This window comes from Arthrobacter sp. MYb221, from assembly GCF_002979835.1.
Lineage (GTDB): Bacteria > Actinomycetota > Actinomycetes > Actinomycetales > Micrococcaceae > Glutamicibacter.
On sequence record NZ_PCPW01000003.1, the window covers coordinates 206278 to 220223 of the forward strand.

11 protein-coding genes are annotated in these 13946 nt (G+C 57.7%); 4 read left to right on the forward strand and 7 right to left on the reverse strand.

Annotated elements, in window-relative coordinates:
• Positions 1-25: 25 nt before the first annotated feature.
• Both cydB and CQ015_RS05500 read right to left on the reverse strand, forming a co-directional pair.
• On the reverse strand, positions 26-1051 hold the full coding sequence (cydB, locus tag CQ015_RS05495) for a cytochrome d ubiquinol oxidase subunit II (RefSeq protein ID WP_105649559.1): 1026 nt from the start codon (positions 1049-1051) through the stop codon (positions 26-28).
• Between the two features lie 13 nt (positions 1052-1064).
• Complete coding sequence (locus CQ015_RS05500) at positions 1065-2654, reverse strand: cytochrome ubiquinol oxidase subunit I (RefSeq protein ID WP_105552400.1); 1590 nt, start codon at positions 2652-2654, stop codon at positions 1065-1067.
• Positions 2655-3046: 392 nt separating this feature from the next.
• On the opposite strand from CQ015_RS05500, the gene CQ015_RS05505 reads away from it, so the two are divergent.
• Both CQ015_RS05505 and CQ015_RS05510 read left to right on the forward strand, forming a co-directional pair.
• Entirely contained in the window at positions 3047-3418 is a 372-nt protein-coding gene (locus tag CQ015_RS05505; protein ID WP_096286417.1) for a BlaI/MecI/CopY family transcriptional regulator, read from the forward strand.
• 23 nt (positions 3419-3441) lie between these two features.
• Entirely contained in the window at positions 3442-4407 is a 966-nt protein-coding gene (locus CQ015_RS05510) for a M56 family metallopeptidase (protein ID WP_105649560.1), read from the forward strand.
• Between the two features lie 114 nt (positions 4408-4521).
• On the opposite strand, the gene CQ015_RS05515 is transcribed toward CQ015_RS05510, so the two are convergent.
• Positions 4522-6630 (reverse strand): type IIA DNA topoisomerase subunit B, encoded by a 2109-nt coding sequence (locus tag CQ015_RS05515; RefSeq protein ID WP_105552402.1) that lies wholly within the window; start codon positions 6628-6630, stop codon positions 4522-4524.
• Positions 6631-6853: 223 nt separating this feature from the next.
• Here CQ015_RS05515 and CQ015_RS05520 point away from each other — a divergent pair, with 223 nt between their 5' ends.
• On the forward strand, positions 6854-7078 hold the full coding sequence (locus CQ015_RS05520; protein WP_096286423.1) for a hypothetical protein: 225 nt from the start codon (positions 6854-6856) through the stop codon (positions 7076-7078).
• A gap of 156 nt (positions 7079-7234) precedes the next feature.
• Here the strand turns inward: CQ015_RS05520 and CQ015_RS05525 are convergent, their stop codons facing one another.
• The 4 genes from CQ015_RS05525 to CQ015_RS05540 all read right to left on the reverse strand — a co-directional run bounded on the left by CQ015_RS05525 (position 7235) and on the right by CQ015_RS05540 (position 12108).
• The gene (locus CQ015_RS05525) at positions 7235-8464 is read right to left on the reverse strand and encodes an RNA polymerase sigma factor (RefSeq protein WP_105552403.1); all 1230 of its coding nucleotides are present in this window, start codon (positions 8462-8464) and stop codon (positions 7235-7237) included.
• Positions 8465-8716: 252 nt separating this feature from the next.
• Positions 8717-9820, reverse strand: coding sequence for a DUF4192 family protein (locus CQ015_RS05530; RefSeq protein WP_181148230.1), 1104 nt, complete (start codon positions 9818-9820; stop codon positions 8717-8719).
• Between the two features lie 66 nt (positions 9821-9886).
• Positions 9887-11155, reverse strand: a complete 1269-nt coding sequence (locus CQ015_RS05535; RefSeq protein WP_105552405.1) for a nitrate/nitrite transporter — start codon at positions 11153-11155, stop codon at positions 9887-9889.
• Positions 11152-12108, reverse strand: coding sequence for a proteasome assembly chaperone family protein (locus CQ015_RS05540; RefSeq protein ID WP_258137808.1), 957 nt, complete (start codon positions 12106-12108; stop codon positions 11152-11154). Before CQ015_RS05540 ends, CQ015_RS05535 begins: the two co-directional genes overlap by 4 nt.
• Before the next feature lie 245 nt (positions 12109-12353).
• On the opposite strand from CQ015_RS05540, the gene CQ015_RS05545 reads away from it, so the two are divergent.
• Positions 12354-13868, forward strand: a complete 1515-nt coding sequence (locus CQ015_RS05545) for a leucyl aminopeptidase (protein ID WP_105649562.1) — start codon at positions 12354-12356, stop codon at positions 13866-13868.
• Positions 13869-13946: the final 78 nt, after the last annotated feature.

Sequence of the window (13946 nt, forward strand, 5' to 3'; positions counted from 1 at the left end):
AGCGGTTCCTTTCGAACTGGCTAAACTACTTCACGACCGAGGTCACCAGGTGATCCTCCGGGATATGCCTTTCGCTGATGCGTTTGCGAAATACCCAGTAGCTCCAGGACTGGTACGCGAGCACCAGAGGCACGCCGAAGGCGGCCACGATGCTCATCAGCTTCAGGGTGTAGGGCGAGCTCGACGCGTTGTCGATGGTCAAATCAAAGGCTGCGTCAAGGGTCGAGGGAAGCACCACCGGGAAGGCTGCGACGAAGATCGCCGCCACCGCGGCCAAGAGCGTGATGCCCAGGGCTATGAAGGAGCGAGCTTCATGTCCCGACCGTGCGCTCATCCATGCGCCGCACACCGCGATCAGGGCCAGCCCAAGGAGTCCCCAGGCAATTGCCGAGCGCTGCCCGAGCAGGACGACCAGCGACCACAGCAGCAATGGGGCGATGCACAGCGGGAGCCAACGGACAAAGAGCCTGCCCGAACGTGCACGGATTGGCCCGTCGGTCTTCAGCCGCAGGAAGGCAATCGAGTGGATCCAGCTAAAGGCCACCACCGCTACACCGCCGAGTATTGCCGACCAGGTAAGCCAGGCGAAGGGCCCGCCGACCCGGTCGCCATTTTCGTTCAGCGGCAGGCCGAGGGTGGTCAGCGCGAGCATTGCACCGACCCCGAAAGCCGCAACAAGGGAACCCCAGCCCAGGGCCAGATCCCACAGTCCGCGAGTTCTCCTGCTTTCGGCTTTTCCGCGGTACTCGATGGCTACCGCACGGAAGATCAATGCCACCAGCACGAGCGTCAGCGGGAGGTACAGCGCGGAAAACAGTGACGCATACCAGTAGGGGAAGGCCGCGAAGGTTGCCCCGGCGGCGGTCAGCAGCCAGACCTCGTTTCCGTCCCAGACCGGGCCGATGGTGTTGAGCAGCACGCGCTTGTGCTTTTCGCCGCCGCGGCCCAGACCGATCTGCATTCCGATGCCAAGGTCGAAACCTTCCAGAAACAGATAGCCGGTCCAGAGCACGGCGATGAGGATAAACCAGAGAGTAGGAAGCCAATCCATTACTATCGCCTGTCTAATATGCGAAGGCGAGTACGTCGCCCTCGTCGTCGCTAGGGTCCTTGTCCGAAGGCTGCTCGTTATCCAGCAGTTCGGGCATGGCCGATCCGGTGCCTCCCCGGATGTATCGGGTGAGCAGCACCAGTTCCACCACCAGCAACACCCCGTAAACCAAGGTCAGCGTGATCAATGAGAAGAGCATTTCTCCGGCGCTCACGGTGGGAGAAACCGAGGCGGCGGTGTACATGAACACTTGGTCCACTCCGCCCATCTGAGGGTTCGGCGCCACGGTGAATGGCTGTCTGCCCATTTCGGTGAAGATCCAGCCTGCCGAGTTCGCGCCGAAGGGCGCTGCAATGCTGAGCAGAGCTAGCCGTGAAAGCCATTTGCTGTAGGGCACCGTCCCCTTGCGGGTGAGCCACAGCGCCAGGGCTGCAGCGACCGCCGAAAGCCCGCCGAGGGTGATCATCAGCCGGAATCCCCAGTACGTTACTTCCATCACCGGAAGGTAGCTGATCTCTTCGCCTGCGTACTGCCCGAAGGCCGGGTCATCTGGGTAGTGGCTTCCGTACTTTTCCTGATATTCGGGAATCAGCGTGTTCACGCCCTTGACGGGAGTCTCAAAATCGCCGTTGGCGAGGTAGGACAAAAGCCCCGGCAGTTCGAAGACCGCAACGACGTCGTCACAAGTGGTCGCCCCTTCGGTGCTCACGTTACCGAGGGTGAGCACCGAGAAGCCGGTTCCGTCATGGCATGCTGCTTCGGCGGCTGCCATCTTCATGGGCTGCTGCTCGAACATGAGCTTTGCTTGTTCATGGCCGGACAGCGCGACCCCGGCGAAGGAGACCACGGCGATCACTGCGCCGATGCGCAATGAAGTGATCCAGACTTTGTGATCCTTTCGATCTCGCACCCGGCCCTTAGCCGGGTCCTCACCGACGACGACTCGTCCATTGGCATCAACGCTGTCGATGCCTTCCTTGCGGCGGCGGTAGAGGTGGAACCAGGAGATTCCCAGCAGGAAGCCCCCGGCGACCGCGAATGCACCAAAAATTGTGTGCGGGAAGGTCACCAGTGCGGTGTTGTTGGTGAATACCGCCCAAGCATCGGTCATCACCGCGCGCCCGTCGATGAGCTCTGTGCCTACCGGATGCTGCATCCAGGAGTTGGCAACCAGAATGAAGTAGGCCGAAAGGATCGCCGCCAGTGAGGCGCACCAGATTGTGGCTAGGTGGATCCGCGGAGGTAGTTTCTTCCATCCAAAGATCCACAATCCGAGGAAGGTCGACTCGACGAAGAAGGCGAGCAAGGCCTCCATGGCCAGGGGTGCGCCGAAGACATCGCCCACGTATCGGCTGTATTCGCTCCACGCCATTCCAAATTGGAACTCCTGGACGATGCCCGTGGCTACCCCCATGATGAAGTTAATGAGGAAGAGCTTGCCCCAGAACTTCGTCATGCGCAACCAGTGTTCGTTGCCGGTTCGGTGCCAAACCGTCTGCATCACGGCAACGGTCAGCCCGAGGCCAATGGTAAGCGGCACCATCAGGAAGTGGTACACGGTGGTAATACCGAATTGCCACCGGGCAATCTCTAATACATCCATGGATTCCTCAACTGTCACGAGAAGTCGATACTTCATTTTCTACATGTCGTAGAAAATGACCGTATTGCCAGAATAGACCAATTTCGACAGCCTGTAGAACTCACGGCCCGTCGGAAGCGCAACAGTTTCCCGGGGATGCAAAAACCAAGATTCCTAGCATTGACACAGATTGAACTTTCTGAAACAAAAAACCCCAAGTCAACACGAAGCAGCGCCACCCGTTGACCGGCCCAAGGTGGTTATCCGCAAACCCAGTCATCACTCGATATTTTTACGCCACGTAGAAATATCGGAGAAACGCCTATATAATGAAGTTTCCAAGCAGAATGCTTTCCCCCACTATGGAGGTTGGCAGCACTGCATCAGCACTAAAGCAAGTGAGGTAAGACCTGGTGGCCAGCCTTGGCGATCTGGAACGCTCCGTCATGGACCTGCTGTGGGATTCTGCAGAACCGCTTACCGCTAACGATCTTCGTGATGCCCTAGCGGCACTCGGTACTGATGCAAAAGAACTCGCAGTTACCACGGTACTAACCGTGTTGGCACGACTGGAGAAGAAGGGACTTGTGGCGCGGGAACGCTCCACTCGTCCACATCGTTACACCGCGTCCTCGTCTCGCGAGGACCATACTGTTGGACTGCTAAACGACGCTTTGGGCACCGCTCAAGATCGCGAAGCCGTCCTCGCCCGATTTATCGGAGGAATCTCGGCTGATGAAGCAGTCTCCCTGCGTGCTATCTTGGATTCTGTAAAGACTGTCTGAGTAACATGAACTTCGGGGACTGAGTGCTTCTCACCTCATATTTCCTAGCGGCGTTGGCTATCGTCTTGGCGTGGCCGACGCCGTTGGCATTGTCTAAAGCAAAATGGACCGCGCGTGCCCCGGTGGCGGCGGTATTGCTCTGGCAAGCGATCGCTCTGGGCGGTGGCCTGTCCATGATTGGCTCAATGCTTGTCTGGGGGCTGACCCCGCTCGGCAACGACCTCATCTCCGCGCTGCATGCAGGTTGGCTTCTGGTCACCGGCGATACCAGCGTTCAGTACCCCGGCGTCGTTCACCTATTTGCGCTCAGTACGGCGTTGCTCTTCGCTTTTCATCTGGTGCTCACCCTGGTGAGAGCTTCGTGGCGCACCACCCTGCAAAGAGCCCGGCACCGCCAGCTCTTGCGATTGTTGAGCAACCCCTCGCAGACCCGGCCCAATACGCTCGTGCTCGATCATGACCTTCCGGTGGCCTATTGCGTTCCGGGCTTCAACGGATCGGTCACGGTGCTGTCAAAGGGCCTGCTGACCCAGCTCTCGGCCGAGGAACAACGCGCCGTCATCTCGCACGAGAATTCACATCTCGACCAGCGACACGATCTGCTGATTCTTGCCTTTACCGCCTGGAACGAAGCATTACCCTGGCTGCCTACCTCGCGTTTGGCACTGGATGCGGTGCGGCAACTAATCGAGATGCTCGCCGATGACAAAGCACTCGAGGTAGTGGACCGACCGGTTCTGCTTCGCGCCATAGTGAGCGTGGCTTCCTCTATTGCCTCGGTTGGGGCACCCAAGAATGCCTCAAGCGCCGCAACCGGCGAAGTCGTAGGGATGCCCGGAGGTGAAGTTTCCTCGCGGCGGCTGCAACGCCTGTTGTCACCGGTAGCGCCGCTGAATCGATTGCAGAATTTTGTGGTTCTTTCCTGCACGGTGCTGCTCTTGGTATGCCCCACGGTCTTGCTCATCGCCCCGCGTTTGCTGTCCTGGTAACTAGCCAACGCAGGCGGGCGCATGACAGCGCTCAAGCTACGACAAAGCCCTCCCGGGCTTGCGATTAGGCAGGTATCCCGGGAGGGCCATCTCGTGCATAAATATCATGGCCGACTACATGTCGATGCGGTCCCGTTCAAGGTTCTCGGCGCCAGCAATGATGAAGTTCTTGCGCGGAGCGACGTCCGAGCCCATCAGCAAGTCGAAGACTTCCTCGGCCGCCTGAGCGTGTTCAATGCCCACGCGCCGAAGCATCCGATGCTGCGGATCCATGGTCGTCTCGGCCAACTGGTCAGCGTCCATCTCGCCAAGACCCTTGTACCGTTGGATCGGTTCCTTATAGCGTTTACCTTCGGCTTCAATCTTGGCCAGCAGGGCAGACATCTCGGCCTCGGAATAAGTGTAAATTACCTCGTTCGCCTTCGACCCCGGGTTGATCACCTCAATACGATGCAATGGCGGAACTGCTGCATAGACGCGGCCGTGCTCGATCATGGGCCGCATGTACCGATAGAACAGCGTCAACAGCAGCGTTCGAATATGCGCCCCATCAACGTCGGCATCCGTCATCAAGATGATCTTGCCGTATCTGGCCTGCTCGATATCGAAGCTTCGCCCCGATCCGGCGCCAATCACCTGAATCATGGCAGCACATTCCACGTTCGAGAGCATGTCCGAAATGGAGGCCTTCTGCACGTTGAGGATCTTGCCTCGAATTGGCAGTAGCGCTTGGAACTCGCTGGAACGCGCCACACGCGCAGTACCCAATGCGCTGTCACCCTCGACGATGAAGAGTTCAGAACGCCCGACTTCTTTGCTCCGGCAATCAAGCAGCTTGGTTGGAAGCGAGGAAGACTCGAGCGCGGTTTTGCGACGCTGAGTTTCCTTATGCATCCGAGCCGAAACCCTGGACTTCATTTCATTGACGACTTTTTCAAGAAGCGTCGACGCTTCGGCCTTTTCATTGCGCTTGGTGGATGCCAGGCGCTCGTTCAGCGCCTTTTCGACAACCTTCGTGACAATCTGCCGGACCTGCGAAGTACCAAGAATTTCCTTGGTCTGTCCTTCGAATTGGGGCTCGGCAAGGCGCACCGTGAGCACTGCGGTCAGCCCGGCCATCACATCGTCTTTCTCAATTTTGTCTTTTTGACCAAATTTGAGTTTGCGAGCATTGGCGTCGACATTCTTGCGGAAAGACTTCAGCAGTGCCTGCTCGAAGCCGGAAATATGCGTTCCGCCCTTAGGCGTGGCAATGATATTCACGAAGCTTTGGATGGTGGTGTCATATCCAATCCCCCAACGCAACGCGACGTCGACCTCGCACACGCGCTGAACGTCTTCGATATGGCTCCGCCCGTTCTCGTCGATTACCGGAACCTTCTCGTGGAATGAACCACTGCCATGGACGCGCCACACGTCGGTGACCGACGAATCGCTGCTCAGGTACTCGACGAACTCGCTAATGCCGCCGTCGTGCTGGAAGACCTCCTCATAGGGTCCTTCGGCTCCCGCGGTTCCGGCCAGCGCACGTTCGTCGCGCAAGGTGATCCGCAGTCCAGGGACTAGGAATGAGGTCTGGCGGGCGCGATTCTGGAGTTCTTCATATGAGAATTTTGCGTCCGACGTGAAGATATGGTCATCTGCCCAGTAACGGATACGGGTACCGGTCACCCCGCGCTTTGCTTTGCCGATGATTTCCGGAACGGTTGCTTTTTCATGAGCGGCGAACGGGGCATCGGCTTTGGGTCGGCCACGATCAGCGAATTTGCCTGGCTCACCACGGCGGAACTGCATCGAATAGGTTTTGCCGCCGCGATCAACTTCGACATCTAGTCGAGCCGAAAGAGCGTTGACCACCGAAGCGCCTACCCCGTGCAAGCCGCCGGAAGCCCCATAGGAGCCGCCGCCGAATTTACCGCCGGCATGTAGTTTGGTGAAGACGACTTCCATGCCGCTCAGACCGGTTTTCGGCTCGATGTCAACGGGAATGCCACGCCCATCATCATGCACCTCGACCGAACCATCGGCATGCAAGATGACATTGATGGATTGCCCGAAACCGCCTAGCGCCTCGTCGACGGAGTTATCAATGATCTCCCACAGGCAGTGCATCAAGCCACGAGAATCGGTAGACCCGATGTACATGCCAGGCCGCTTGCGTACCGCTTCGAGCCCCTCAAGAACGGAGAGATGACGTGCATTGTAATTATCGGCTGAGGCCACGGGGCTGCAATCTCCTACTGACGCGGGAAAAGAATGAACTAGATATCATTCTACTCGTTTATGTGTTCGAACTTGGTGCTATCGCCCGGACGGTAATTCTCCCGAGTCGTCATCGAAAGTTCTCCACAAACGCTACGCGGTGAGCGAAAGCACCTCGATTTGGGGATAAAGTCAAGGCCAAAGCTGGTTGTATAGATTGAACATCGATTTAAGGAGGCTGGCAATGACTACTACTACCACTAGTCGTGAACTAAATGCCCTCGACCGGTGCGACCGATGCGGCGCACAGGCTTATGTACGGGCTGTGCTGGCTTCGAACAGCGGAGAATTACTCTTCTGTGCCCACCACGCACGCTCCGTGGAACCCAAGCTGCGCCCAATCACTTCGGTCTGGCAGGACGAGTCGGCACGACTTTACGAAAAGCCAAAGGTCGACATCAACGACTAAACAACTAGGACCTAGGTCCTTTTCAACAGAAGGGTGATCCAGCCGATGCTGGATCACCCTTCTTGCTTTAAGCGCTTCCTCCCCGCGCTACAGCTTAAAAAGAAATGCGGTCGCAGTATCCTCAATTGGGATATTGCGACCGCATGACGTCAAAATTTAGTCTAGGTAGTCACGCAGAACCTGTGAACGCGATGGGTGGCGCAGCTTCGACATGGTCTTCGACTCGATCTGACGAATACGCTCACGGGTGACACCGTAAACCTTGCCGATTTCGTCTAAGGTCTTCGGCTGACCGTCGGTCAGGCCAAAGCGCATAGCTACAACGCCTGCTTCACGTTCGGACAGCGTGTCCAGAACCGAGTGCAGCTGTTCCTGCAACAGGGTGAAGGAAACCGCATCGGCCGGAACGACCGCTTCGGAGTCTTCGATCAAGTCACCGAATTCAGAGTCGCCATCTTCACCCAGCGGGGTGTGTAGCGAGATTGGTTCGCGACCGTATTTCTGAACTTCAACAACCTTTTCAGGGGTCATGTCCAGTTCCTTGGCCAACTCTTCTGGAGTCGGTTCGCGGCCCAGATCCTGAAGCATCTGTCGCTGTACACGCGCCAGCTTATTGATGACTTCAACCATGTGGACCGGGATACGAATGGTACGTGCCTGGTCGGCCATGGCGCGGGTAATGGCCTGGCGGATCCACCAGGTCGCGTAGGTGGAGAACTTGAATCCCTTGGTGTAGTCGAACTTCTCGACCGCACGGATCAGACCCAGGTTACCTTCCTGAATCAAGTCCAAGAAGAGCATCCCACGCCCGGTGTAGCGCTTTGCCAGCGAAACAACGAGACGAAGGTTCGCCTCAAGTAGGTGATTCTTTGCGATCTTGCCGTCGTGGATGATCTGCTCGTAGTCCCAGCGCAAGCGCTGATCGATAGAGCCGTCATCTTTGGAAAGCTTATCGGTAGCGAAAAGCCCTGCTTCGATACGCAGAGCCAAGTCGACTTCCTGCTCTGCGTTCAGCAGCGCGACCTTACCGATCTGCTTCAGGTAGTCCTTGACCGGGTCGGCGGTTGCACCTGCAACCATGACCTGCTGCTGCGGAGCATCATCATCGGCGGAAGACAAGGTGAATCCCTTGGATTCCTCTTCCGGCTTTGCCGAGCCGTCCTTGGCGCCAGCTGCGTCAGTGGCACCCGACTCAGCATCGTCTTCGGACTCTTCAGAACCCTGCTCGACGTCCGACTCCTCGGAAGTTGCAGTCTTCTTTGCGCGAGGCTTAGCCTTCGCACGGGTAGCGCGCTTTTTCGCGACAGGAGTTTCTGCCGTTTCCTCGGCCTCTGCGGCCTCAGCCTCAGTAACCTTACGATTAGCGTTCGTCTCAGAAGATGACACGAATAACCTTTCTAACGATGCGTTCCGGATGCACCTGCCGGTAACACCACTATGACCCTGTCAAGTCCGAATGCGCTGTATCAGTGACTCAACGCGACGGCGGGTACATTGATAACAACGCACCAACCACGTCTAATGTTCCCAAAAACTACGTTTCTGGAACCTAGACAACTCGAACCTAACCGGGTCTGTTTTTTCATTATCCACTAATTCGCCCACAGACACCACTTGACCCGGTCACCCGCGCGTCCGCTAACCCAGCTGGGCACGCCAGGCACGTAGTTCGTCCGTCGCCCATTCGGGCATCGATCCACGATTCATCAGCTCTCGAAGGAGCTGGGCTAACCGGTAGTCTCCCTGCTCGCTTAGGACTCGATCGAGCAAAGCGATGGCCATGGTGCCTCGCCCGCGAGCCCATTCGATCCAAGCCAGGATACACATCAAGGCGTGACGTTCACCGTCAATTGCAACACCGAGCAGATCGCGAGAAACCAACCATAGCCGTTCCAATCGTTTCCAGTCCGGGCTCTGCCACCCTCGTCCCAAGAGAAAATCTGCCAAGGGTTTAACCTGCTCGCCCTCATTGCCAACGCACAATTGTTTGGACATTTCTATGGTTTGCGCCGCACCGACACCAGCAAGAAAAGGTAGTAGATCACGTACGAGACGAATTCTCAGGCCGGCCAGCATTCGTGCGCTGCTCAGCGAACTCGAATGAATGCGTTCTAGTGCTTCTTCATCGCTCAGGTTCAATACTTCTGCCCAATCGTCGAGGCTGTCCACCAGGTCATCGCCAAATGCGCCGGTGAGCTCTTGGACTTCTGCCGCGTTAGCCCACGTTGCTATTCCGGTTCCGTCCCAAGGGTGGTCCAACGGAGCAGAACCGGCAAGGACCAGCGACAGGTTGGTTTCTCCCAGCGCGATGTCTGGCCGCGGGAAAGCTACACCAACGTCGCCGTCGTCGTAGTCCCAGACTTTTTCGCGGCAAAGGCACCAGGCTTGTCGCAGTTGAATGCCCTGCGGGTCAAAGGCTTCTTCGAGTTCGCAGATCATTTGCTGATAGGGAATCTCCTCTGCGATTTTGATGTCTCCCGGTGCGTATACCACTGCGACAACACTGCGCACCTGCGGAAGTCGTCGAAGCAAGCTGAGCACCTGCGCGACCCACGGCTGGCGGTCAACTTCATGAATTTCGCTGGGCAGGTCAACACGAAGCGTCGCTTCGAGGCGTTGGCCGACGATCAGTAGGAGCACCATCGACTTTTGCGGGTGAAAGCCAAGGGCATGAGGAATATAGGCGAGTACGTCATCGCAATCAGACAACGAGAGGGGCTGCCGTTCGGGTGTAGTAGTCATAACCCCACGATGCGTCCCAACAACCATTCCGGCCTGCAGTTCAGCGCGCGCTGTGGAGAAGTGTACCTACAGGATGTTGGCCGGCTGCCGTCTGGCCTTGCGCCGTTCGATCAGCATGAACGTCACCCCGATCGCCGCCATGACAAATTGCACCGACAACGCAATGCGGAAGGCCGGCAAATTGTAGAGCTCGCCCACCGACCCATTGGCCACATAAAGCCAGTCCATCACGACGCCGACCAGGTAGATGGTGACGAACCCGCCGAAGAACCCACCGGTATTGACCAGCCCAATGGCGGTACCCATGATGTTTGGTGGGTTGAAGGTCCGGGCAAAGTCGAACGCGATAACCGATGAAGGGCCACCAGCCGCCACCGCAACGAGCAAAATGATCAGCACCCATAACGGCGCTGCACCAGGCCAGAACAACACCACCGCCCACATGAACACCATGGCTCCAATAACGCCCAGGGCAAAGTTCGAGCGCTTTTGCGGATATCTGGCCGTCAATGCTCCGAGCAGTGGCCCGTATAAGACCGCAACCGCCACGAAAATCGACATCAACCCGGATGCGAAACCACCCTCGAGCCCCTGACCTTGAACTAGGAATGGGTACCCCCAGGTCAGCAAGAAGACATTGAGCATAAAGGAGGTGGTGAAGTGTGTCCAGAACCCAAGCCGGGTTCCGGGTTGCTTCCACGCGGTGGTTAATCGATCACGGGTACGCATCGGTGCGCTCTCGCTCAGATGCGCCCAGCCCGGACCATTGCGAATCAGCGATATCGCGATTAGCAAGCTTGCTAAAGCCAGACCGGACATAATTGAAAATGCCGGCGTCCATCCAAACTGCACCAAGATCAGATGAAAAGGAAAGAGGCTGACCAGTTGTCCGGCCTGCCCAAAGGTTCCTACCAGTTGTGTTAGTACGGGAATGCGCGAGCCGGAGAACCACAACGGCAGCAGCTTGAGTACCGAGACGAACACCATCGCGTCGCCCGACCCGACCAGGATTCTTCCGCCTAGCCCCATTGGAACGCTCGTTGAAATAGCCAAGAACGCTTGACCCATAGCCATCAACACCGAACCGGTGATGATCATGATGCGCGGTCCAACCTTGTCCAGCAGCAGTCCTACCGGAACCTGAGCGCCAGCGTAGACAACAAGCTGAACCACCGAAAATGACGCCAGGATTTGAGCGGTGGCGTCAAATCTTTCGGTGGCCTGAAGCCCTGCAACACCAAAACTTGTTCGTTGGGACACGGCCGCCATATAGGTAAATATTCCGGCACAAACCACCAACCAAGATCGCGCCGAGTTTAGGTGAGATTGAATCACTGGTCAGGGTCACCCGATGCGGAGTCCGCTCCCCCGGACTTTCCGTTGGCGTTCAACCAGTCGGCGCTGTCCTCGATTGTGGCCAGGAAGTCTTCAACACTTGCCCCCAGCTCCTCGGCATTTGGCATTTTTTCGTCTTCGTCCAACAGCAGCGAACGGCGCTCGTGGTCTTGCGCGTGCTCGTCAAAGCGCTTTTCAAAACCGAGCACCATTTGCTTGACTTCGTTGCTGCCTTCGATCTGTTCGGCAAGCTGAGATTCGATCATCCGGGCCGCTTCGCGCAACTTCTCTGTGGGAAGTGCCAGCTTCAGCGCGGCACCCACATGCTCCAAGGCAGCCACGGCAACCGCCGGATATTCGGATTCGGCCAGGTAGTGCGGGGTGTGCAACGAATAGCCTACGACGTCGCGGCCCGCGTCATTCAGGCGGATCTCCAAGAGCGCCATCAGCCCCGATGGGGTTTCGGCAGTAGGGGCCCACGTGGAGATATTTTCGGTGAGATCCTTGCGGTTTCCGTGTGCTGTCACTCCCACTGGGCGGGTGTGTGGCACAGGCATAGGCAGCGACACGGTGCCGGTCACCAATTGCACGTTGAACGCGTCGATAAAGTTGAGCAACTCGGCGATGGTGCGTTCCCAACGCAGATCTGGTTCGACTCCGGTGAGGAACCAGAACTTCCGGTCCAATGCGTCGGTCATCAGGTAGATTTCGATGCGCGGCTCTTGATAGCCGGCGAAGTGGTCGCCGAGGAAAGACACCCGTGGGCGCTGGGCGCTGTAGACAACAAGCTCATCCGCGTCAAAACTGGCATAGAGTTCAGAATTCAAATTTCCGAAGAGCTCATTGCATACCAAGTCATGGGCATGGCCCGCGTCAGATACTCCACGCAACGAAACGTACATCCCTAGACCCTGCAGACTCGGATCGTCCAAGTTAGTGCTGACCAGAGTCATCAACGGATCCTTGGACATTCTCACCTCAATCGTTTTCGGTACCGCCAAACAGAGGCGATTACTTAAAGCTCAAGAACTTATCCTATCCGTTCAGCCTTTCGCTCGCTGTGAAGTATCGCACGCCGAGCTCAAACCTCGGCTAACATCGGGTGTAGGAAACACTCAGCTCACCGGCACCATCCACCGGTTATTCTCGCGGGCTGAACCGTCCTTAGACCCTACAAAGGCATAGAAGGAATGATTTTGTGATCAACTCCAGTGATCTCACGTTGACCGCCATTGGTGCAGACATCAAACGTAAAAACGCCGACGCCCTCATTTTGGGCGTGCTGAAAAACGGCGACAAGGTATCCATCGCCGCTTCACCCCTCGCGGCAGAAACCACCACCGCTCTGGAACAGTCGCTGGCCGCGCTGAACGTTGCCGGTTCTGCCGACGAAGCAACCGTGCTTCCAGCAATTGACGGCATCAAGGTCAAGACGATCATGTGCATCGGCTTGGGAGTGAAGGATCTCTCCGAGCTCAACGACGAGAAGTTGCGTCGCGCCGCCGGATCGGCAGCACGCCAGCTTTCCCACGCCAAGACCGCGATCTTCGCCTTGCCTGCCGACACGCTCGAGCAAGTTTCAGCAGTGGCCGAAGGCGTAGCCCTGGGCGCATACCGCTTCGAGAACTTCCGTTCGAAGAAGAACGACAAGCCAGTCCTTGGCGAGGCATTCATCGCCACCGCGGTCGCAACCTCCAAGGATCTGCCAGCCCTGCTCAAGCGCGCCGCGGTTATCGGCCGCGCCGTGCGTGGCACCCGAGATCTGATCAACACCCCGGCCAATATCTTGTACCCGGAAACCTTCGCCACCGCGGTGAAGGACTACTCCAAGTCACTGCCGTTGAAGGTCACCATCTTTGATGAGAAGCGCCTGACCAAGGAAGGCTTCGGCGGACTGATGGGCGTTGGTGGCGGCTCGGCCCGCCAGCCGCGCATGGTCAAGGTCGAGTATTCCCCGGCCAAGGCCGCCAAGCACCTGGCACTGGTGGGCAAGGGCATTACCTTTGACACCGGTGGCATCTCGATCAAACCAGCCGCGGGCATGCACGCGATGAAGTCCGATATGTCCGGCGCCGCGGCAGTTTTCCACACCATCGCCGCGGTATCGGAGCTTGGCCTCGACGTGAAGGTCACCGCGTGGCTGTGCCTGGCTGAGAACATGCCAGGCGGTGCTTCGACGCGTCCCGGAGACGTACTGACCATGCTCGGCGGGAAGACTGTCGAAGTGCTCAACACCGACGCCGAAGGGCGCCTGGTCATGGCCGACGGTTTGGTAGCGGCCAGCCAGGAGAATCCGGATGTGGTGATCGACATTGCCACGTTGACCGGTGCACAGATGCTCGCATTGGGCCTGCGCACCGCCGGTGTCATGGGCAACGAGCAGGTACGTAACGATTTGGTCGCAGCCTCGGATGCAGTGGGCGAGCTCGCCTGGGGCATGCCGCTTCCGGAAGAGCTCCGTCCAAGCATCGATTCCCAGGTCGCCGATCTGGCCAACATTGGCGAGCGCATGGGCGGGATGATGACCGCTGCGGTCTTCCTGGAAGAATTTGTGGGCGAAACCGACGGTCAGAAGATTCCTTGGGCGCACATCGACTTTGCTGGTCCGGCCTTCAACGAGGGTTCGCCATGGGGCTACACCCCTAAGAACGGCACCGGCTCGCAGGTCCGCACCTTGGTCGCCTACGCCGAGAAGTTGTCTGGCACCCGCTAGAAATGCCTTTTTCGACACATCCCGGTGCGTGCGATGTCATAGTCCAATGCGCCGGGATGTGTGCCAAAATACGAGATA

Bases quoted from the DNA above. Each gene is read 5' to 3' on its own strand.
- CQ015_RS05500 (WP_105552400.1), bottom strand. From the start codon at position 2,654: ATGGATGTATTAGAGATTGCCCGGTGGCAATTCGGTATTACCACCGTG.
- CQ015_RS05520 (WP_096286423.1), top strand. From the start codon at position 6,854: ATGACTACTACTACCACTAGTCGTGAACTAAATGCCCTCGACCGGTGC.
- CQ015_RS05530 (WP_181148230.1), bottom strand. From the start codon at position 9,820: ATGACTACTACACCCGAACGGCAGCCCCTCTCGTTGTCTGATTGCGAT.
- CQ015_RS05540 (WP_258137808.1), bottom strand. From the start codon at position 12,108: ATGACTCTGGTCAGCACTAACTTGGACGATCCGAGTCTGCAGGGTCTA.
- cydB (WP_105649559.1), bottom strand. From the start codon at position 1,051: ATGGATTGGCTTCCTACTCTCTGGTTTATCCTCATCGCCGTGCTCTGG.